This window comes from Streptomyces sp. NPDC111520, assembly GCF_055635295.1.
This window is the reverse complement of the sequence record NZ_JBVKBW010000012.1, coordinates 198,720-218,977: the sequence shown is the minus strand read 5'-3', so window position 1 is coordinate 218,977 and position 20,258 is coordinate 198,720. Positions and strand designations below refer to the sequence as shown.

At 71.5% G+C, this 20,258-nt stretch carries 18 protein-coding genes and 1 pseudogene; 8 read left to right on the top strand and 11 right to left on the bottom strand.

Annotated elements, in window-relative coordinates:
- Positions 1 to 139: 139 nt before the first annotated feature.
- Positions 140 to 1,165, top strand: coding sequence for a glycine-rich domain-containing protein (locus ACZ7MY_RS28020; protein WP_499605953.1), 1,026 nt, complete (start codon positions 140 to 142; stop codon positions 1,163 to 1,165).
- Positions 1,166 to 1,213: 48 nt separating this feature from the next.
- Here ACZ7MY_RS28020 and ACZ7MY_RS28015 read toward each other — a convergent pair whose 3' ends face one another.
- Positions 1,214 to 1,387, bottom strand: a complete 174-nt coding sequence (locus tag ACZ7MY_RS28015; protein WP_499605951.1) for a hypothetical protein — start codon at positions 1,385 to 1,387, stop codon at positions 1,214 to 1,216.
- Between the two features lie 619 nt (positions 1,388 to 2,006).
- Positions 2,007 to 2,210 (bottom strand): cold-shock protein, encoded by a 204-nt coding sequence (locus tag ACZ7MY_RS28010; RefSeq protein ID WP_361810266.1) that lies wholly within the window; start codon positions 2,208 to 2,210, stop codon positions 2,007 to 2,009.
- 263 nt (positions 2,211 to 2,473) lie between these two features.
- Between ACZ7MY_RS28010 and ACZ7MY_RS28005 the strand changes: the two are divergent.
- From ACZ7MY_RS28005 to ACZ7MY_RS27990, 4 genes and pseudogenes are all read left to right on the top strand, one after another.
- A pseudogene (locus ACZ7MY_RS28005) lies at positions 2,474 to 2,796 on the top strand (twin-arginine translocase subunit TatC); the annotation flags it as partial.
- Between the two features lie 191 nt (positions 2,797 to 2,987).
- Complete coding sequence (locus tag ACZ7MY_RS28000) at positions 2,988 to 3,356, top strand: profilin family protein (protein WP_499605949.1); 369 nt, start codon at positions 2,988 to 2,990, stop codon at positions 3,354 to 3,356.
- A 314-nt stretch (positions 3,357 to 3,670) separates the two neighbouring features.
- Positions 3,671 to 4,249 (top strand): class I SAM-dependent methyltransferase, encoded by a 579-nt coding sequence (locus tag ACZ7MY_RS27995; protein ID WP_499605948.1) that lies wholly within the window; start codon positions 3,671 to 3,673, stop codon positions 4,247 to 4,249.
- Positions 4,250 to 4,434: 185 nt separating this feature from the next.
- A complete protein-coding gene (locus ACZ7MY_RS27990; protein WP_499605946.1) occupies positions 4,435 to 5,052 on the top strand; it encodes a hypothetical protein in 618 nt (205 codons plus the stop codon).
- 69 nt (positions 5,053 to 5,121) lie between these two features.
- On the opposite strand, the gene ACZ7MY_RS27985 is transcribed toward ACZ7MY_RS27990, so the two are convergent.
- The 3 genes from ACZ7MY_RS27985 to ACZ7MY_RS27975 form a co-directional block, all read right to left on the bottom strand.
- Positions 5,122 to 5,748 carry a hypothetical protein gene (locus ACZ7MY_RS27985; protein WP_499605944.1) on the bottom strand — a complete coding sequence of 209 codons (627 nt, stop codon included), beginning with the start codon at positions 5,746 to 5,748 and terminating at the stop codon, positions 5,122 to 5,124.
- 246 nt (positions 5,749 to 5,994) lie between these two features.
- Positions 5,995 to 6,162, bottom strand: coding sequence for a hypothetical protein (locus tag ACZ7MY_RS27980; protein WP_499605942.1), 168 nt, complete (start codon positions 6,160 to 6,162; stop codon positions 5,995 to 5,997).
- A gap of 409 nt (positions 6,163 to 6,571) precedes the next feature.
- Positions 6,572 to 6,949 (bottom strand): MerR family transcriptional regulator, encoded by a 378-nt coding sequence (locus tag ACZ7MY_RS27975; RefSeq protein ID WP_499605940.1) that lies wholly within the window; start codon positions 6,947 to 6,949, stop codon positions 6,572 to 6,574.
- Between the two features lie 76 nt (positions 6,950 to 7,025).
- Between ACZ7MY_RS27975 and ACZ7MY_RS27970 the strand changes: the two genes are divergently transcribed.
- Positions 7,026 to 7,754: an SDR family oxidoreductase gene (locus ACZ7MY_RS27970; RefSeq protein ID WP_499605937.1), complete on the top strand. Its 729-nt coding sequence runs from the start codon at positions 7,026 to 7,028 to the stop codon at positions 7,752 to 7,754.
- Positions 7,755 to 8,212: 458 nt separating this feature from the next.
- Here the strand turns inward: ACZ7MY_RS27970 and ACZ7MY_RS27965 are convergent, their stop codons facing one another.
- From ACZ7MY_RS27965 to ACZ7MY_RS27940, 6 genes are all read right to left on the bottom strand, one after another.
- A complete protein-coding gene (locus ACZ7MY_RS27965) occupies positions 8,213 to 8,776 on the bottom strand; it encodes an SLATT domain-containing protein (protein ID WP_499605936.1) in 564 nt (187 codons plus the stop codon).
- A gap of 51 nt (positions 8,777 to 8,827) precedes the next feature.
- Positions 8,828 to 10,192, bottom strand: coding sequence for a hypothetical protein (locus tag ACZ7MY_RS27960; protein WP_499605935.1), 1,365 nt, complete (start codon positions 10,190 to 10,192; stop codon positions 8,828 to 8,830).
- A 26-nt stretch (positions 10,193 to 10,218) separates the two neighbouring features.
- Positions 10,219 to 11,502, bottom strand: coding sequence for a nucleotidyltransferase family protein (locus tag ACZ7MY_RS27955; protein ID WP_499605934.1), 1,284 nt, complete (start codon positions 11,500 to 11,502; stop codon positions 10,219 to 10,221).
- Positions 11,478 to 13,106: a hypothetical protein gene (locus ACZ7MY_RS27950; RefSeq protein WP_499605932.1), complete on the bottom strand. Its 1,629-nt coding sequence runs from the start codon at positions 13,104 to 13,106 to the stop codon at positions 11,478 to 11,480. The genes ACZ7MY_RS27955 and ACZ7MY_RS27950 overlap by 25 nt, the downstream gene beginning before the upstream one ends.
- A 22-nt stretch (positions 13,107 to 13,128) precedes the next feature.
- Positions 13,129 to 16,338, bottom strand: coding sequence for a hypothetical protein (locus ACZ7MY_RS27945; protein WP_499605931.1), 3,210 nt, complete (start codon positions 16,336 to 16,338; stop codon positions 13,129 to 13,131).
- A 991-nt stretch (positions 16,339 to 17,329) separates the two neighbouring features.
- A complete protein-coding gene (locus ACZ7MY_RS27940) occupies positions 17,330 to 18,031 on the bottom strand; it encodes a DUF6058 family natural product biosynthesis protein (protein WP_499605929.1) in 702 nt (233 codons plus the stop codon).
- 715 nt (positions 18,032 to 18,746) lie between these two features.
- Between ACZ7MY_RS27940 and ACZ7MY_RS27935 the strand changes: the two genes are divergently transcribed.
- Together ACZ7MY_RS27935 and ACZ7MY_RS27930 are read left to right on the top strand one after the other, a co-directional pair.
- Entirely contained in the window at positions 18,747 to 19,685 is a 939-nt protein-coding gene (locus ACZ7MY_RS27935; protein WP_499605928.1) for a hypothetical protein, read from the top strand.
- A 115-nt stretch (positions 19,686 to 19,800) separates the two neighbouring features.
- Positions 19,801 to 20,247, top strand: a complete 447-nt coding sequence (locus ACZ7MY_RS27930) for a hypothetical protein (RefSeq protein ID WP_499605926.1) — start codon at positions 19,801 to 19,803, stop codon at positions 20,245 to 20,247.
- Positions 20,248 to 20,258: the final 11 nt, after the last annotated feature.

Genomic DNA, 20,258 nt, shown 5'->3' with positions numbered 1-20,258 from the left:
TGGCGCGCCGGGCGCCACGTCTTCCGGCGGCTGTCTTGGAGGTCACCCAGTCGGCTACTGAAGGGCACGCTGCACTACGTAGGGCGATTCTTGCGGTGGGCTTGCTGGGGACGACGACAGGTAGCGGCGATTGTCCCCCATGGCGGGCCCTTTTCCTGGAGGTGACGTGTTGTCTCGAATAGCCCTACCTCGTGCGTGGTGGGCGATGGCCGCGGGCGTGGCCCTGGCATCCAGTTCTCTGACGAGCCCTGCGTACGCGGTGAACGCCGTGAACGCCGACAGTGCTCAGGCTGACGCCGCGAAGCCCGGCGTCGAAATCGGCTTTGCCAACCCGTGCTTGCTGTTCCCGTACTTCCCCGGGTACTGCCCCAGCCGTCCGGGATACCACGGCCATCCGGGACGCCCCGGGATTCCCGGCCCGCCCGGGCCGCCTGGACCTCCCGGGCCGCCGGGAGCCCCAGGAGCGCAGGGCCCCGCCGGCCCCGCTGGGCCTCAGGGCGAGACCGGCCCGCAGGGACCCGCCGGACCTGCCGGACCTCAGGGCCCGCAGGGCGATCCCGGCCCGCAGGGACCACCCGGCGCCGCCCCGGCGCACGGCTTGGAGGACTTCGACGAGGCCGGGAACTTCGTGGTCGCCGTGCCCGCAGGGGTCACCAGCATCTTCGTCCAGGCATGGGGCGCCGGCGGGGGTGGCGCCGGATCAGACGGCACCCACACAGGAGGAGGTGGCGGCGCCGGGGGCTTCGCATGGTGCGTCCTTGATACAACCGCCGTCTCATCGATCCAGGTAACCGTCGGCGCAGGCGGAACGGGCGGCATAGGTCCGCTCGGCCAAGGTGCGACGGGTGGCGACACCGTCGTCGTCAGCGGAGTCAACGTCGCGACCGCCCACGGCGGCGGCGGGACCTCAGGACTTACGGGCGGGGGCGCCGGTGGCATGGCCACATGTCCTGGTCAGGGCACAACAAGGCAGGGCGCCAACGGCGGGACCGGCACGGCTAGCGGCCCGTTCACTCCGGCAACCCCAGGCGGCCGCCCGGCAGTGGACGGCGTCGTCCAGCCCGCGCCCCCGAACGCGGGCACCGGCGGAGACAGCGGTGCGGGGAACCCCACCATCAACCCCGGCCAGGCCGGAGGCAACGGATACGTCGTCATCTGGTGGTAGAACGCCCCGAGGCCCGGCACGCCACCTGGCGCGCCGGGCACGGGCGGGTCAGGAGCCGGCGGCCTCGGCGGTCTTGGCGTCGCCCTTGGGCCGGACCTCGCTGTCGGGGTGGCGCTTGGCCACGGTGTCGGCCGTGGCCTTGTTGCCGGAGGTGAACACCACCTTCCCGTTGGCGGCGACCACCTCGAACTGCTGGCGCTTGGACTGGCACCAACACGGCATCTGATGGGCGCCTCCGCCGGACGGCCACCATGTCGGGGGCGGATCGGTGCGGGCGCCAGCCGCATGCTGATGCGCGCGGACATGGTGGCGCCGGTGACTCCTCCGGTGGTGGTGCAGAGGGACAAGCCCGCATTGGACCGGCGTAAGCCGGCGACTCGATATTCCTGTGTACAACCATCGTGAACCGTTCCGGGCTGACCTACCTCTGCGTCTGCCACTAGCGACTGAGCGCATCCTGCCGCCTGAGTACGGGGGTTCCAGGAGCGGTGGCCTGGCACTGCGCCCAGGCGCACCGGCTGATGCGGCGCGGGAGCTGGCAGCGGAGACCGTGCTGGCGGCGGTTGTGGGTGGAGCCGGTGTCCGCTGCTCTCGTGGTCTACGTTGCCATAGCGCCGCGCCTGCGGAGCTGCTGGAGCCATTCCCGCTCGTCGCCGTCAGGTGGCCCCGGCCGTCCTGCCTGGCCGAGGTCACTGTGGCTGAGCACGTAGCCGCGTACCGGACGGAGCACCCGGGGGTGTAACCCCACGCGCGGGGACGCGCCTCCTGGAAACGCGGAACGGGGCCGCCTCAACGTACAAGGCGACCCCGCTCCAAACGTGCGTGCGCTGAACGCGAGGCGTCAGCCGCGGACGATGTTCTCCGCCTGCGGGCCCTTCTGCCCCTGCGTCACGTCGAACGTGACGTGCTCGCCCTCCTGGAGCTCGCGGTAGCCGTTGCCGGCGATGTTGGAGTAGTGGGCGAACACGTCCGGCCCGCCCCCGTCCTGCTCGATGAAGCCGAAGCCCTTCTCGGAGTTGAACCACTTCACGACGCCAGATGCCACTGTGTTCGTCCCTCACATACCGCTGATGCGGCGCACCCTGCAGGGCACGCCGGCAGACCGTTCTTCCGGGCCGCGGGCCCATACATACCCGATGAGGCGACGCCTTGGCCAGCACATTCGCTCGCGCCGGTGCCGACACCTCGTTCGGGTGGTCTCTCCGCCAGGACAGGTAGAGACCGGTGGCCACCAGGACGGGCATGCTGGTGAACGCCAGCCGCGGGAATCGGGCCACCGACCGGGCGGGCAGCTCGGGGCTGGCGAACAGGGCCATCGACTGGTGGCGCGGGATGATCATGGCAATCACGGCCTTTTCGGCGGTGACGACGCCGAGCACGGGCCCTGTGACCATGCTGACGCCGGCCGGACCGATCTGGGTGCTTTACTTCGGCGCCGCCGTCTTCTCACCTCTCCACGACCGGCGCAAGGCCCGAAGAGAGGAAGAGGAACCGGGCGACCACGAGATCTCCGACCTCGACCTCACACCGCAGGACATCGGCGAGGTGGAATCAGTGGTCGTCGGCCAGGCCCCGCCTGCGCAGCCGGACGCTGACGACGACCGCTTCGACGGTGAGACGACGTGACCTGAGGGCCCTTCAGTAGCAACGTCGCGGGGCGCACATCAGGGCCCTGCGCCGACATCGACGACGCAATCAGCGGCTCCTTGCTCGTGCGCTGGTCACTGACTCGGAGCAGCACACCGCGCGGGGAACTGCCCCAGGTCGCACTCTGACCGTATGCGCGCCGTCCTGGAGACTCCTCATCGGAAGGGAGTGGCTCATGAGCTGGGAACCGTCCTGCGAGGGCATCGTCCGCAGCACTCCGGGCGTGGATGCGGTGTTCCTCGCTGACCCGAGCGGGAGCTTCTACGGCACCAGTGATGCCGCGCATTGGCGCCCCTCGCCCCAGGAGACCGTTGGGATCGTGAATACGGTCCGCGATCCCGAAGCCACTCCGCGCCTGACGGTTCAAGGCGAGAACTACGCCCTCACAGCCCGGCAGGACGACACCGTCATCGGCAAGAACGCCGACAAGGCGCTCGTCGCGGTCGCCACCAGCAAGATCGTCATCGTCGCGCGCGCCGAGGAGAGCGCCGCGCCTCAAGCCCTGCGCAAGCTCCAGACCTACGGCGCCGAGAACGCCAGTTGACGGTCGGCAGCGAGGCGTCGACTGCCTTCGCCCTGCAGACAGAGCAGCGTCCGAACGTCTTCCCCAAGACGAACAGACACCGGAAGACCCTCACCTGGCGCCGAGGGATGCCACAGAGCGTCGCCGTATCTGCCTGGGCATGCTCCGGAGCCGGGTCACCTGTCGAAGTGGGCGACACTGATGAGAACGCTGCACGACCCGGCGCCTGTGTGGTCGCGAGCCGCCCGGGTGACCGATGAAACGCCTTTCTTCTGCGCTAGGGTCCTGGCCCAGCCGCATTCCTGATCTCTGCGGCGGAACCGGGAGGGGAGACGGTGCAGGTCACGGCATTCGATGTGCCCTCCGCCGAGGTGCTGGCAGCCGTCCTTCCCGCGCTCCCTTTCGAGGACGGTGCCTTCGACGCGGTGGTCGGGAACTTCGTACTCAACCATGTGGGGCGTCCCAGGGAAGCCCTCGCGGAGCTTCGCCGAGTGGTCCGGCCGGGTGGGCGGATCGCGCTGACGATCTGGGCGGTTCCCGCTCCGGCCGGCCAGGCCCTGCTGGGCCGGGCTGTCGAGATGGCGGGCGTGACTCGGCCGTCGCATCTGCCTCCGCCGGCCACGGAGGACGACTTCCCGCGCGATCCGGACGGCCTGGTCGGGCTTATGACGTCGGCTGGACTGCGCGAGGCCGCGTGTCGGACGCTGCGGTGGGATCACCGGGCCGGCGCCGAGGAGTGGTGGAGCGGGCCGGCGGCTGGGGTGGCCTTCATCGGGCAACTGCTGCTGAGCCAGACCGAGGGAACTCGCGCCGAGGTGAAGCGACACTTCGACGCTCTGGCCCAGGAACTCCTCGGCGAGGACGGCCTGCTGGTCCTTCCCCACGCAGCGCTGCTGGCCAGTACCTGCCGCTAACCCAAGGGCCGTCCACCACTCGCCTGGAGTTCCGGATCAGCGACATCACGGCCGAGCTCCAGGACGCAACCAACTGCGGTGACTGCCACGGCGTCTGCCCGATCGGCGCTTCGCGTCTTCCCCGGCCGGGGTCAGTCGACGCGGAAGCACCATCGGACCTACGTCGGGTAGGAGATCATGAACGCATGGCGCACATACGATCGGCCCTGCAACCCCTGGTCCTGTCAGCTCTGATGGCGCTCACCGCCTGCGGGACGCAGTCCGCGAACGGGGCCGCGCTCGAGAGCAGGGCATGGTCCCTGGGTATCGAGCCGGCCATGGTGTACGTCACCGACGTCCCCGGCTACAGCGTCGCCCTCCAGTCCGTCGGCGTCATCGGCGACCACGGCTTCGGGGCCTCCTACAGCGGGCCGGAAGGAGGAACCATCGAACTGCGGGTCGACGAGCGCGCTTTCAGTGGGCCCGTCAGTTGCACCGAGGACACCGAGCCGGCCGGTACCAGTGAGGCAACCTGCGAGCAGGAGGGAAACCACTGGTACCGGGCGACGAGCACGTCGCACTCGTACGTGCTGGAGGACGCGGACCGCGTGATCCGGCTGTCCGCGGATCCGGCCACCGTGGGCCGCGACGTCCTGCGGCAGGCCGCCGAACACGTCCACCAAGCCTCCGCCGAGGAGTCCGCCCGCGTCCTGCCGTCCGAGGACAAGGGCGGCCAAGGCCGGCCCGAACGCGGGGACCTCCCGGCGAACGGCGACGGCGCCCCGCAGGACCCGGCCGGTCTCTTCGCAGGAACCAGCGGCTGACCGGGGCTCACACCGGCCAGGCGGGACGCTGCGCACTGCAGCCAGGCGGCCGGTACCAGCAGGACCCCTTTACTTCAGGGTGTAAAAGATCGCCGCCGCGAGTGCACTGAGAAAGAGCAGATCAGAGGGCCGCACATAAAAATGCCATTCTGGTCGCTGCTTATTGGATCCCGATCCGTCCGGAGTGATTGAGGAGACGTCCACACCGCTTTGGTCCTCGAGGTACTCACGCAGGTTTGCGCAGGCCTCCAGGATGTCCGGCGGAGAGACTTCACCGGTACTGACACGTGCTGACAAAGGCCTGGCCACGACTTCCCGACCGCCCTGGACCGCTATGACCACCTTTCCATATCGGTCGAAAATGGCTTCCACCGATGAAATCGGAATCTTTGCGCGACTTACTGATTCTACTACCCAAATTGTGTCGTTCGTCACGCTGACCCGAGGGCGCAGGCACAATATCCAGGAAACGAGTGCCGCAGCCGGCACGAATACGAGCGGTGGAACCAGGCCGTTCATGGCGTTGCTCAGATCTGCACTGTGGAAGTCGAAACTTCCCCAGTCCGGCCCAAAGGTAATGAGCCTGAGGAGCATGAGGTAAGGCACCAGGATGAGAGTCCATCCGACCTTGATCCAGCCTGCAAGCCGGAAATGAGCGGTCGGATGCACTGTCTGACGGACTGGTTGGCGTCTCATGGCAGTACCTCGCGCTGTTTTCAGGGGGATGGATCCGCCACACGTGGAGCCCGCGACGGAGAAACGGCGGCAACCGGTCCGGCAAGGACTGCGGCGATCTCGACGACGCTGGGGCCGCGTGGCGTGGCGGTACTGGAGGACGGGGCCCGTTGCGGCCCGGCGCCGAGTGAGCGGCGGTTCGCGATCATAGGCCAAGCGTTCCACCAGCGCTCGAAGTTGCTGAAGTCGATGTCGGTGAAGCCCAGTTCAACACGTGCCGGCGGCCTTGGCGGTGGTGCCGTCCTTGGGCCGGACCTCGCTGTCCGGGTAGCGCTTGGCCAAGGTGTCGGCCGTAGCCTTGATGCCGGAGGTGAACATCACCTTCTCGTTGGAGGCGAACGTCGAAACTGCCGGCGCCTGAACCGGCACGAGCACGGCATCGCTGGGCTCCTTCGCCGGCGGTTGCAGGGCGTGGTGGGCGCATCGGCGACCACCGAGGGGACGACGCGGCGAGCGACCCGCCATCCGCGCGGTGCATCTCCGGTTCAGACGGCCCGCAGCTGTGACTCGTCCATCTCTCGGGGCGTTCCGCCTCCCCGGCGGTGGCGCTGCAGGCCGGGCGAGCACATGTACAACCAGACCGAAGGGGGCGAGCGCCAACGGCTCCAGGCCTCGGTCGAAGTATCGGGAGTGCCTGGAGAACCGGACCGCCGCGCTGCCGCGCCATCCCCGAACACGGGAAGCCGCGTCGGCCACCGGACGACGGTTCCCCCACCACGACTCCTTGCCCTCCGGGCCGTGACAACGAGGTCAGCTCGCTGGGGAGACGTCCGGCCGACCGCGTCTACGGGTGTGTGTCCGTGATCGCGATGACCTCGTCGAGGCGATCACGGGCGGCCTGCAGGTCGTCGATCTTGCTCTGGATGCGCTCGCGCTCGACGCGCAGCATGGCTCGTTGCCCGGCATCGGTGTGCCCGGAGACCCAGCACGGAAGGAGTTCGGTGATCCTCCGGCTGGTCAGTCCGGCGGCGAACATCTGCTGGAAGAAGCGGACCAGAACGATGGCGTCCTGCCGGTACAGGCGCTGGCCGGACGGGCTGCGCTCCGGAATGAGCAGCCCCTGCTGCTCGTAGTAGCGCACGGCGCGGACCGAGACGCCGGCACCCCGCGCCACCTCGCCGATGCGGATCAGCCGCTCGGCCGCGGCCTCTGTGACCGACATGGTGATTCCTCTCACCCATGGCTCTGACGACCAGCACTTGCCTCTGACGTCAACGTCAGGTTTTAGCGTACCGGACATGGACATCAACAACTGCGTCGCCCTTGTCACCGGAGCCAACCGCGGTCTGGGCCGCGCCTTCGCCCAGCGCCTGCTCGAACGGGGTGCCCGCAAGGTCTACGCGACGGCCCGCCGACCGGAGACCGTGGACCTGCCGGGGGTCGAGGTGCTGCCCCTCGACATCGCAGATCCCGCATCCGTGAGGGCCGCCGCCGAGGCGGCCCCGGACGTCTCGCTGCTCATCAACAACGCGGGAATCTCCACGGGGACCGACCTCGTGACCGGTTCGCTGGACGTGGTGCGGCACGAACTGGAGACCAACCTGTTCGGCCACCTCGCGATGATCCGGGAGTTCGCGCCGGCGCTCGCCAGAAACGGCGGGGGCGCGATCGTCAACGTCCTCTCCGCCATGTCGTGGTTCGGGACCAAGGGTGCCAATGCCTACCACCTGTCCAAGGCCGCTGCCTGGGCCATGACCAACGGCGTCCGTCTGGAGCTCGCAGAGCAGGGCACGCTGGTGACGGCGGTGCACCTCGGCTTGGCCGACACCGACATGGCCTCGGGCTGGCCCGTGGACAAGATCGCGCCGTCGGACCTGGCCGACGCGGCACTCGACGGGGTTCAGGCGGATTCCGCCGAGGTCCTCGCCGACCAGTGGAGTCGGGACGTCAAGTCCCGTCTGCCGCTGACGCCGGAAGTGTTCAACGCCGTAATGGACCGCGCCATGGCGGCACTGATGGCGGCCTGAGGAGCCCCTCGAGCCGCACGGACTTCGGTCGGCTGCCTCCCCGGCTTCGGCTGGCGCCGCCCTGATGTCGGGGGCGAACGCCGCCGTCCAGACCCCGGGATGTCTCCGTCACGTGGTCCTACCGGGCGCGTAGGCGTCGTTCGGCACAGCCGGCTCAGCCACTCCCCCACCGATGGCCGGCCACACCCCCGCATGCGCCCCGACGCAGGTCGTCCACCACCAGGTCCGGATCCGGTGGACGAGCTGGTGCATACCCCCGGGAGAGCTGGGCAGGTGGGACTGTGGCCGCGCCGCTCACCCCTCCCTGGCGGCGCGGCCAGGGCGTCACGGCCGCCGCGGCGACGGTCTCCTCTCGCACGCGGCGGCCGGCCGTCCCACCGCCCCCGGTACGTCGCCAGCGGCGTGCCTACACCTCGAACACCACCTGGCCCTCCGGCCCGCGTCCGGTGATGTGGGGATCAGCCGGACCCTTCGTCCACGGCGTAGGTCTGGGAACCCGCGCGCAGGTTGGCCTGCGCCCTGCGGTAGGCGCGGCGGCTGGGTACCTCTGCCTGGGTGTTCTGCGCGTCGCGGCGGGTGGTCAGCGCGGCGAGTGCCTCACGTGCCTCCCCGAGGGGCCAGTCCGGCAGGTCGATTTCGCGGTGTTGCCGTGCGGCCGTCTGGATCTCCAGGAAAGCGTTGGCGGAGGCTGCCGCCTGCCCCGCCCGCTGCGGCGCGTTGACCGTGGTGAGGACCGCGCCCAGGCCTGCCGAGACCAGAGCGAGGATGCCCGCGGGAGTGCCGCCTGTGGACTCCACCAGCGCGGTCGTTCCGGCGACCGCAGCGAGCAGGGTCGCCGGAATGCCCAGCAGCCAGTGCAGCGCCCTCCAGCGCTTGGCCTCCTCGAACTGCGTCTGGGCGCTGTACATCGCGCTCTCCTCCAGGCGCCGGAACTCCGCTTCGAACGCGCGGCGGCGGGCGTCGCCACCGGCGGTCGTGTCCGTACCGGAAGGGGGGTCTGGTGGGGCGTCAGCGGTGTCCACCCGTCCACGGTAGCCGCTGGGCCCGGTCCCCCGGAGCCCGTACGCCAAGGCCTATGTGGGGAGTTCGGCGTCGTACGCCGCGAGCGCCGCGTGCGCTGGGTGGTGCCGAAGGAGGCCGTCGATCATCTCGTGCCAACGGGTACTCCCGATCAGCTCGTTGGCGTGCAGCGAGGCCCGGAGTTCCGCGACCGGGACCCGGTCGAGGAAGGGCAGGGCGAGGGGCGGCGCGTCCAGGCCGATGTCGAACTGCCCTTCCGGGACAGGCACGGTGAGGAAGCCGTTCCAGCCGGAGCCGGCTCGGTCCAGCACCATCCAGTACCGGGAGGGGGCGCCGGCCCCGGCGGTTCCCCGGACGGGGCTCACCCGCACCGGGTAGCAGAGCGGGCCGTCCTGCGCCGCGGATCGGGCGGTCGCCCCGCCGTCGTCGTCGATCGCCAGCTCGACGTCCACCATGCCGTCGCGCGTCACCGCCACCTCGGCGGTCAGCGGTCGTTCGTGCAGGGTGACGACCCCTTCGTCCTCCTCCCCCGAGGAGGCGAGCAGGACGAACTCGGAGTCGAGACGCGCCGTCATGGACAGATCCACGAGGACCGTCGAAGGGCCGGGGGCGGGGTCGGGGCCGGTGAGCCGGGTGCGGGCCAGCCGGGCGCCGTGACGGAGCACCGGGTCGGCGCCGAGCCGTTCGGCCAGCGCGGCGAGGGCCGACCTGGCGGAGGCCGGCAGGCGCGCCGGGTCCGCCGTGAGCAGCCCGGTGAGCAGCGCAGCCGCCTCGCGCCCGAACCAGAGGTCGTCCCGGTCGCCGCGCAGTCCGGCTTCGAGCACCGAGAGCGGACCGGCGAGCGAGGTGGCGGCCGGCGTGAGCCAGTGACGCAGCTCCCCCGCCTGCGGCGCCCTCACGACGCCGTTCGCGGACGAGCGCGGCGCACCGACGGGATCGAGGAATGCGACGGCGGAGTGCGCGGCGGCCTCGACCCGGCTCCAGGGCAGGCAGTGGAAGAGGGCCGCAGGGGCCGCGGTCTCCCGGTCGAGGCGGTGCAGCAGGAAGTAGCGCAGCTCCAGACTCTCCGCCCGCAGCCGTTCCACGGTCCGGGGATCGGCCGGGACGGCGGTCCAGGACTCCTCGAGTCCCGCGACCAGGCCCACTCCGTCCTCGGTGACGGGCAGCGGCCTGCCGGAGTCGTCGAGTTCGACCACCAGGGATCCGTCCGGGGCCCGCAGCGCGAGGGCCGCTACGGGTGGTCCGTACCGGCCGACGGTCACGCTCGTCCGCTCCCAGGCGGCGGTACGGAACCGGCTCATCTCCCGGGCGTCGGCCCGCTCGTTGCCGTCGTTGATCCGTCCCAGGGACGCGGGGGCGCCCGGCGCACCCGGTACGAGGCGGGCGATCCAGCTGCTCAGTGGACGGTGCACGGCCATCACGTCCTCCTCCGGGGCCGTGCCCATCATGCTCCGGGCCCGGTGATCCGCGCGAGCAGCTGGGCGACGACCGGGCCGTAGGCGCGGACCGACTCGGCGGGGAGGCTGTCCGGCCCGCCGGGCAGACACGTGCCGGCCTGCTCTCGCAGACGCTCCCAGGCGGCCTCCCCGCGCTCGTCCAGCCGTGCCACGAGGTCCGCGGGGAGGGATGCGGCCCAGGCCCGCACGCCGTTGTCGTCCAGGCCGTGTTCTTCCTCGGCGCCGCCGTCCAGGAGGGGCCTGCCCTGCCGTCGGGACGTGCGGTCTTTGCCAGGCCGCTGCCAGCGCAGCAGGAACTTCAGCGCGCGCAGCAGCAGTTCCGCGCAGGTCTCGGGGTCCTCCGGTGCACCGGCGAGGACGAGTCGGCGGGGTCCATCGCCTCCGTGGGGGAGGTCGTGGAGCGCCCGCCCGAGCGGATCGACGACGACGCGGTGCAGCGGGTCGTAGAGCAGGGTGTTGACGGTGAGGTCGCGCTGCCGGCCGTCCTGGTCCAGGTCCGTACCGGTGGCGGGGTTGGGCAGCCCGCGCACGCCGAGGCCTCGGTAGTCCAGGACGCGGACGTCGCGCTGCGGGGTGAGGACGGAGCAGACCAGGCTGTCGGGGCTGAACCGCGGGGGGCACTCGGCGCTGAACCCGTCCCGTTCGAGGAGGTCTTCGGCGAGCTCGCAGAAGGCGCCGGCCGGGGCGGTGCCCGTGGCGTCCAGGTCGCCCACGTCGTCCGGGCGGAAACCGGACAGGAGGTCGCGCGGGGCGCCCCCGGCCAGCCAGAAGCCGTGCCCGGACGCGGCGAACCGGTCGATGAGGGGCGCGAGGAACCGGGGGCCGCGCGCGCCGTGGATCAGCTCGTCGAAGGCTCGGGTCAGGCCGGGAGCGAGGTCGTCGGCGCAGTGGATCCGGTCCCGCTGAAGCTGTGCGTACGGGAGGCGGCCGACGCGCTCCAGCGCCGGGTGCCGGGCGGGGTCGGTGCTGCGTGACGGCGGCTCACTGTGCTCGTCGCCTTCGAGGAGCAGCCGGTCGTCGGCGGAGGTCGGCGCGGCGGGGGCCGCGCAGCCGAAGCCGACGACCCGCCTGCCGTCGAGTACGTCCCCCGTCATGATCGGGCCGTCGGCGGCCCGCGTGTCGGCACCGAGCCGTGCCGCGGCCCCCGGGTCAGCGCCGGCTCCGTCGTCCGGCGACGCGTCGCCGGCCCGGCACGGCGGGATCTCGTGTTCCGTGCCCGCCCGGGAGCCGGCGGCTCCGGGGCCGGTCATCCGGCGGCCAGTCCGGTCCATCGCGCCTCCCCGTTCTCCACGCTCATGATGAGAGGCACGGGCACGGACTCCCACACCGAGTACGTCGACCCGTAGTAGTCGGTGTCGGAGCGGTCCGGTTTCAGGCCCAGTACGGCGATGTCGTGCAGTTGCTCCGGGGTGCAGGTGATGTCCTGCTCCGGCTCGTCCACACACATGGTGAGACCCGGGTACATCAGCCCGTGGGGCCCGTTCTCGCCGGGGTGGGCGCGGATCGCCCGGAGGATCTCCGACGGTCCCTCGCTGCGCCGGACCCACTGCAGTACTCCCTCTCCGCAGCCGGCGCAGAGCCGTACCAGTGCCTCAGTGTCGCCGTCGGCTGCGGCTCGCTCGATGCGGCGGGCCAGCCGGACCATCGCCTCGGGCAGCGCCTTCCCGTGGTTGTCGACCGCCGTCACCGCCGCGCCGGGGGGTTGCCGCCGGGCGGCGGGTGCCCCAGCGGCGGCGCTCTCCGCAGGGGTGAAGACGAAGGTGGAGACACCGTCCGCCAGTACGCGTTCCCCGGCGCCGGAGGTGAGGCTGAGGGCACCGGTGGGCAGGCGCATCCCGTTGGCGACGTGGGCGTCGCCGCGTAGCCGCGCGACCCGTCCGTCCGCCCCGAGGGCCAGTCCGAGCAGCCCGGATCCGAGGTAGGTCCACTTCCCGTCGCGTACGTAGTAGGTGACGGACCGGCCGGGGTACCGGGCCTGGCAGCTCTCGATGCCCGCGTAGGTCACGGTCAGTCCCGCGCCCGCCCAGGCGGCCGAGGCGATCGAGCGCTGGTCCCCGATCAGCGCCTGGCGGAACGCGGTGTCGCTCGGCAGCAGGCGCGTCGGCCGGCCGGACGTGCCGGAGTGCTCGAAGAGCGTGGAGACCGTCCAGCAGGCCCCGCCGCTGTCCGCGCTGCCCCAGGCCACGCCCTTGCCGTCGGGTGACCGCCACGCCTGGGTGAGGGTGGACGGCTGCTTCGGCGGCAGGAGCGGGCGGACGCGTCCCCGCCGGTCGACGGCGTCGAGTGTGCCCTGGCCGCGGAAGACTCCCGGACCTTCGGGCAGAGGGGTGAACAGGGTGACGTCCTCGGCCCCTCCGGTGACGAGACTGGCGAACGGTCCCTTGGACCGGCTCAGTGCGATCCGCTGCGGATCGCCGGTGGCCGGGAACACCAGCAGCGCGCTGCCGTCGCTCGCCAGACTCACGGCGTCCTCACCGAGGAAACCGGCCCCACTGCAAGGGCAGCCGTGGGAGACCTTCTTGCCGGTGGTGACGTCGAGGACGTGCAGCCGTCCGGTGGTGTCGTCGTCCTTCGCCGGGTCCGTCCAGACCAGTCGGCGGCCGTCCGGTGACCAGGTGAGCCGGTCCGGTACCTGTGCTCCGGTACGGTCCGCCTGCCAGGTACGGCCGGCGGCGTCGGCCACCATCACCGCCTGTTGCTTCGGCCGGACGTAGGCGAGAACGGGCCGTTGACGGTCCGCCGCCGCCGAGGAGGAGGAGGGGCCGGCACCCCGGGCACCCGCGGCCTTGTCGTCGGAGTCCGCCGAGCACGCGGCGGTGGCCACCAGGGCGGCCGACAGGAGGAGGGCCGCCAGGGTGCGGACACGGAAAGGCATGGATAAGGGAGTCATGCGTCAGTCACTTCTCCTCGGCGCACAGGTCGATGTACGGATGGCGGTCGCCTACGTGCTTGGCCCACTCCTCGCGGGAGAGCCCCTTTCCGCCGGTCCATCGGCAGATGCTCCGTTGCCAGTCGATGCCGCCCACCTTCCAGAGGTTCAGCGGCCCGGCGGCGTTGTCGGTACGGAACGAACGGGTGACACCGACCAGCATGCGGTCGTCCGGCGACCAGTACAGGTGGATGATGTCCCCGGCACCGCTCCGGTGCAGGGCGGGCATCGACAGCAGTCCCGTCGCGGTGTTGTGGACGAGGACCCGGTCGGCGAAGCCGACGGCGGTCCGGCTCCCGTCGGGTGACAGGGCCACCGAGCTCGCCCCGGTGCCGACGTCGGGCACGCGCAGCGGGGACCCGGTGTCCCGCAGCTCCGCGTCCAGGTAGCGGACGCTGTCGCCGTCGACGAGGAGGGCGAGACGGGAGCCGTCCTGGCTCCAGTCCAGCCGGTACGCGCCCGGCGTCCTCACCGTCCGGGTGGTGGCGTCCCGCGGCGTGCTCAGGTCGATGGCGACGAGCCGCGCGTCGTCCTCGCCCGGCTGTTCCAGGACGACCGCACGGGTCCCGTGCACCCGCAGGTCGATGCCGTCGGCGAGGCGAACGGTGTCCAGCTCCTTCCAGGTCCGGGTGGACCACACCGTCACGGGGCCGGTGACGTGCCGGGCGATCAACAGGTGGGCCTCGGGCACGAGCGCGACGTCGGTGACGATCCGCTCGGCGCTGGGACGGTCCGTCTCGTCGACGCCGGAGGGCCGCAGGTCCCGCAGCCAGGTGCCGTTCCGCCGCCACACGGCGATCGTGCCCCGCCCGTTGAACTGTCCGGCTCCGGCCACGTACTCCGCGCTCATCGCGACGTCGTTGACGAAGAACGTGGCGGAGCGGTACGTGGTCTCGTGCGGCCAGTCCGTCCGGGCGGAGAGGGAGGGGTTCTCCCCGGTTTCCGGACGCACCGTGTACAGCCCCTCGGCGGCGTGCACGAGGTCCGAGAACGAGGAGAGGAGCAGCCGTCCGTCCGTACCGAAGGCGGCGGCGCTGGTCTGCTCCGCCGTGCTGCGGCCCAGCGGTCCCGGCTGCTCGTCAAGGACGTTGACGCGCCCCCCGAGCCCCGCGGAGACCACCGTGAAATCAGCCCCCACGGCCACGGCGGTCGCCGCACCTCCGCGGGGCTCGTCGAGGCCCCGGCTCGCGGCGGCGTCGTCCCCGGCGCCGACCGGTACGAGAGCGGTGCCCGCGTCGCCGGCGATCGCCACGCTGCCGCTGTGCTCGACCATGGCGCGGGGGGCCGTGGGCAGATTGCCCACCGCGAAGGTGAGCTGACGGCGCCGGGCCCGGTCCCATGCCTGAACGCCCTTTGGGCTGGCGAGGACGATCAGCTCGTCGGTCGCCCCTATGTGCGTCGGCGTGTCCTGGACGTCCTCCTGATCGATCTCCACCGCCACCTTGTGACTGTCGAGGCCGACGGAAACCACGCGGTTGTTCGTCAGGAGCAAGACCACCCGCTCCTCGGCGGGCTCCCGGTCGGCGCGCGGATTGGGGCTGGTGGCCACCGAGGCGTCCACCACCACGCGCAGGCCACCGGGCAGCCCCGGGACACTCATCGAGCCGAGCCGCCGGCAGTCGGTCTGCTGGCGGGTGGTGGTGTCGTACTGGGCCATCGTGCCGTCGTCCCGCACTTCGACGAGCCGCACTCCCCGGTCGGTGAAGGCGATCGCCGCGGTCCGGCTCTCCGCCCGTGCACAGGTCGGCACCGGCAAGGTGCCCCGCAGGACGGGCTTGTCGTCCAGCACCTCGTACAAGGTGACGACCGAGGAGCCGCGGGCGGCGAGCAACCCGCTCACGTCGTTGAGCACCAGGCCGCCCACCTCGCCGGGCGCCTTCCCCAGGAGCTTCCCCGTGCGCAGGTCCCAGGACTTGACGCCCGAGTCGTTGCCCGTGGTGTAGACGCGGTCGCGTTTGTCGTCCACGGCGACGCTGTCCACCCGGGTGGAGCTGGCCTGCCAGGACAGCCGTACGCCGGAGTTGGTGTCCAGCACGTCGCGCATCGCCTGGACGGCCCGCGGGGTGTCCGGTGCGATACGGCTTCCGGCGAGGCCGAGCAGGCCCGCGAGACGGGGGTCGGTCTGCCGGAGTGACAGGGCCTCCGCGGCGAGGTCCGCCGCGAGCGCCTTGTCCGCCTCCTGCTCGCCCGCCTTGGCCAGGAAGACCGCCAAGCCCGTGACCAGCGCGAGGACGACCAGGAGCGCGGGCCCGGTCACCTTGGCCCAGCGGGCGAGCGCCGGCCCGTCCCAGGTCCGGGCCAGGCGGGCGGCCTCGGTGACGGTGGAGGCGACCAGCAGGTTCGCGGACCTGTCGCCGTGCCACGCCTGGCGTGCCTCGTACTCGTCGGTCTTCGGGACGATCACGTTCTGTCCGTTGTCCGCCGCCTTCAGCTTGCTCGCGTAGCCGCCCACGCTGACGAGTCGGCCCGCCGAAGTCCCGTCGAGCCCGCCGACCAGCGCCGTACGGGAGTTGAGACGGCGCAACGCCGGCAAGGAGAGCCGTTCCCTGAGGCTCCTGGAGGAAGGTGGGCCGGACCGGTTGCCGGACCGGTTGCCGGACCGGTTGCCGGACCGGTTACCCGACCGGCGCCCCGCCTCGCCGATGAGCACGCCGAAGGCACAGCCCAGCGACCGGTCGGCCACCATCCCCACGACCCCGTCCGCGCCGGTGAGGGACCACATCACGGTCCCGGTCGCCTCGTGCCCGGCCGCCGTCCAGGCGTCCCGGAGGGACTGCTGGAACCGCGCGTCGGCACGGAAGCCGGACATCGTCCGGGGGTCGGGCACCAGCGCGGGCGGCCCCCCGGGCAGCACGGCGACCGTGAGGATCCCGCGCGCTCCGCCCCGCCCGGCGTCGAACAACACGCCTGCCTCGGTGGCCTTCAGCGGCTCGGGCAGCGCCCCGTCCAGAGTCAGCAGCCACAGCAGGACCGGCAGGGCGAGGTCCCGCTCGTCCTCGCCGAGTCCCGCCGTCAGCCGTCTGATCCGTGCCGCGTGTCCGGGTGCCGCCCGCTCCAGCAAACTCGCCGTCTCCAGCCCGTCGAGCAGAAGGTGCGCCTGGCAGTGCCGCAGCCACAGCATCCCGGTCCGTAACTGACCCGTCGCCTCCTCCGCGTCGCCGACCAGAGCGAGTGCCATGGCGGCGGAGGCCCGCAGGGCCTGGGCGGCGGCCGGTTCGTCCGCGCGGTACGGGCCGTGACCCGCCAGGGCCCGGACGCTGGTCGCAGCGGCGGCTGGCCAGCAGCCGGTGGACGTCCGTATCCCCGTCCCGGAGGGTACGCAGGACGTCAGTGTCCTCGGCGGCGACGCGTTCCCGCAGGTAGGCGAGGGCGGGCTGCTCAGGTGAGAGCAGGGCATGCCGCACGCGCCGGGCCGCTGTCCGGTCGGTGACCGACAGCTCCGACGTCAGTAACGCGCCGACATCCAACGCGGCTGAAGGCTCGTCGGCCACCATGTCTCCCCATGCCCCCGCCGGCGGAAGCGTGCGGTCCGCCGGTCCATCGGCACATGATGGCAGCCGCGACGTCAGGAGAAGGGGGACTTGGGGAGATCCAGACCCTCTTGTCGGTTCTTCCCATCACCTTCACAATCGCTGTCGCATCCCGACCGTTGGGTCGCCGAACGTACGGTCGATGCCAAGTGGAGCAGCCGCACCGCCCAGTCGCGGAAGACGTCGACCGCAGCGCCCGGGCCCCGCGCCGTCGTCAACACCCGCCCGGCGCATCCGTTTCCACAGCCTCATCGGGCGGACTCCGAGGTCGGCGGCCAACCGCTCGACCGTCGCACTCCAGTCACGCGGTTCCTCGAGGCACCGCTCGGTGGCCGCGGCGGGAGACGCGCGAGCGGACGTCGGCATTCCCTCCCCCGGGCTGCTCGGCTGACGTCGGCTCCCCCGCCGCGTTCCCCCACCTCGCCCGGTTTCCCGGTTCGGCAACCGGTGAGCAACGGGAAATGAGACGTGCGCTCATGTCGTTGTGCGAGGTGAGCGCGCTCGGCACCGCAGCGGGAACCGGCTGCGGTGACGACGCTGGCGACGCCCGCGGCTCGAGCGGTGAAAAGCCGGCCGGCGTCAAGACGTGTCGATCACCCCTGTTCGCTCTGTCTGGGAGGCCGCGGAGCCAGCACTGGGTCAGCTTGTCATTCCGGTGCGAACCGTGAAGGCCTGCGGGAAGTACGCACGCAGGTAGGCGCCGTACCACTGCGGTGACATCGGGCCGCCCCAGCGCGGAGGATCCAAGGGCGAGCCGGGCCGCTCGATGGCGGCCAGCGCGTCCACCGCGGAACGAAGCTGCTCGGACCAGGACGCGTCGTCCGGCTGGGGGCTGACGAGAAGACGATCGATCGTGGTGATGTACAGAGCCTTTTCGGCGATCGACTCCGGCGTGGCCTGCAGCAGGCAAACCCCGTAGCCGCCGGAGAGGTATGTGGTCCACTGCTCGTCTGCCTCCGCAGGGCCGTCGGATAGGCCCAGTTGGCGCGCGGCCTGCAGGTACCGGTCGCGGAACCACTCCGGCAGCGCCTCGGCTCCGCCTGCGGCATCGACCGGAGCGAAGAAGTCTACGGCGACCATGTCAGTACCGTCGTCCAGCCGGTAGGCGGGTTGGGGCAGCCGACCATCGGCTATCAGCTTCCGCGCGGTTTCCGCGCCGCCCTCTCGAGAGGCGGCCAGTTCGTCGAGTTCGACGAACTGGGTGCGGATGTAATGCTCGTCCAGCTCGGCCAACCGGCGTGCGAGGTCAATGGGACCGGTCAGACGCGGGCATGGCCGTCCGGCGAGGTCGGTAACGTGCTGATCGGCAGCCGCAGCCGGATACGTCGTGGGATAGGACATGCCGGGAACTATCCCAGATGGCACTGACATTGACGCGGAGCTGGCGGCAGGAGCGAGGCTCCAGCTGTCGGACGACGCGACCTTCGGGACGTTCGACAAGTTGTCGAGGTTCGAAGCGGGCGCCGGCCGGAATAGGTGGGGCGGTGTGTTCACCGCGAGCCACCGGTACTGGGCGGACTCCACGATCTCTAGGGCTATCACCAGGCGGCCGTGCGGGAGCCGACGCCCTTGATGGCCCTGGCCCGCGGGCGTCTCGCCTGGCTGCACCACCAGGCGGGACGCAATCCTGCAGGCTTTGATCGCCCCCGTTTGACACGTAGAGGTGCAGTTCCTCTTGCAGTGCCCTCGATCCGCACCGGAGGCCCTACGAGCGCAGTGCGCGGGAACCGTGGTCCGCGCGCTCGAGGCACCGCCCGGTGGTCGCAGCGGGAGGCACCTGAGCGGACGTCGGCACCCCCCCGCCGGGCTGCTCGGCCGACGTTGACTCCCCCGCCGCGTTCCCCCACCTCGCCCACGGTTTCCCGGTCCGGCAGCCGGTGGGCAACGGGAAACCCGTCGACCCCGGCCGGGCGGCGCCACAAGTCTGTGTCCCGTCGGCACACGGCACGACCGTGGCCGGCGGCAACCGAAGGGGGCGCCCTCTCCGGTGCCGCACGGGGGACCGGGCGGCACCGGGGATCCAGGGCCAAGAGGCGGCAGGGGGGAATCGGGGTCCATGAGACGAGCGCTCATGTCGTTGTGTGCGGTGACCGCACTCGCCACCGCCGTGGTGACCGGCTGCGGTGACGGCGGTGACGAATCCGGCGACGCCGGCGGACGGACCCGCCAGGACACCGGCGTGCGCACACCGGCGCTGACCTGGCGGCAGGAGCTCCGCGTCAACGACGCCCTCCAGCGACTGACCAGCCGGTGCATGGAGCGCCAGGGCTTCACCTACCAGGAGGAGCGCGAGTTGACGCTCCAGGAGAACCGGCCCGTGCGCTTCGTCCAGGACGACCCGGCGTGGGCGCGGACCTACGGCTACGGCAGCCGCATCGAGGCGAAGAGCACGAGGCTGCACGAGCGCAACGTCAACGGGACCTACCGCCAGGAACTGCCCGCCACGCGCCAAGCCCTGTTCGACGAGGCCCTGGACGGCGGCGACGGCGCCCGCTTGCTCACCGCCCCCATGCCGAACGGCGGCGAGATCCGCAAGCGCATCGGCGGCTGCACCGAGGAGGCCGAGCGCACGCTCTACGGCGATCCCGCCGAGTGGTTCCGCACCAGCAAGATCGCGCTGAGCGCCAACGCCCTCTACGCCGGGCAGCTGATGAAGGACCCGCAGCTCACCGCGGCCGTCCGGGCGTGGTCAGCGTGCATGCGTGAGGCGGGCGAACCCTACCCCGACCCCCGGGCCGCCCAGGACGGCGTGCGGGCGTCGGCCGTGCGGCTGGGCGCGGCACGCGCCGACGAGGCCTTCGCCGACGAGCGCAGGACCGCCGTCGCGGACGCCGACTGCGCGCGCCGCACCTCCCTGCGGGCCGTGGCCACGGCCCGGGAGAAGCACTACCTGGACCGCCTGCCCGACCGGTACGTCCAGGACATCGACACCTACCGCCGTCTCGGCCGGCAGGCCTACGACCGGGCGGTGCGCATCGTTCCGGAGCGCGACTGACCATCGCGCGCACGGAAGCGCCCCGTCCACCGGCGCGGGCACACCACGGGCACCCGACGCCCCGCCCCGCCGGCGCACCACCACCGGGCACCATCGAGAAACGAGGGAAACCACCATGCGCAAGCTCACCGTCTCCGCAGCGCTCATCGGGCTCACCGCCCTGGGCGTGGCCGTCCCGGCCGCCACCTCGCAGGCCGCTGAGAGCAGCGTCGCCGGCGCCGTGTGCGACAGCAAGTGGGGGGCGCGCAACGGCAACATGTACGCCTGGGACGGCTACGACTGCAACGGCAGCCCGATCATGGTCGCCTCCGGCGACAGCTCCAACTGGGGTGCCGCGAACGACCGGGCGTCCTCAGTGATGAACCGGGGCTTCACGGGCAACCTGTCCATCGTGAAGTTCTTCTACTGGCAGGACCACCAGCTCGGCCACACCTGCCTGTACCCCGGCGAGCTGTACGCCGACAACCTGTCGGACAACTACTTCACCGACGGCAACGTCGTGGACAACAACATCCGGTCGCACCAGTGGGTCAACGGCGGCTGTGGGGCCACCCTGACCTGATCCGCCCGGCC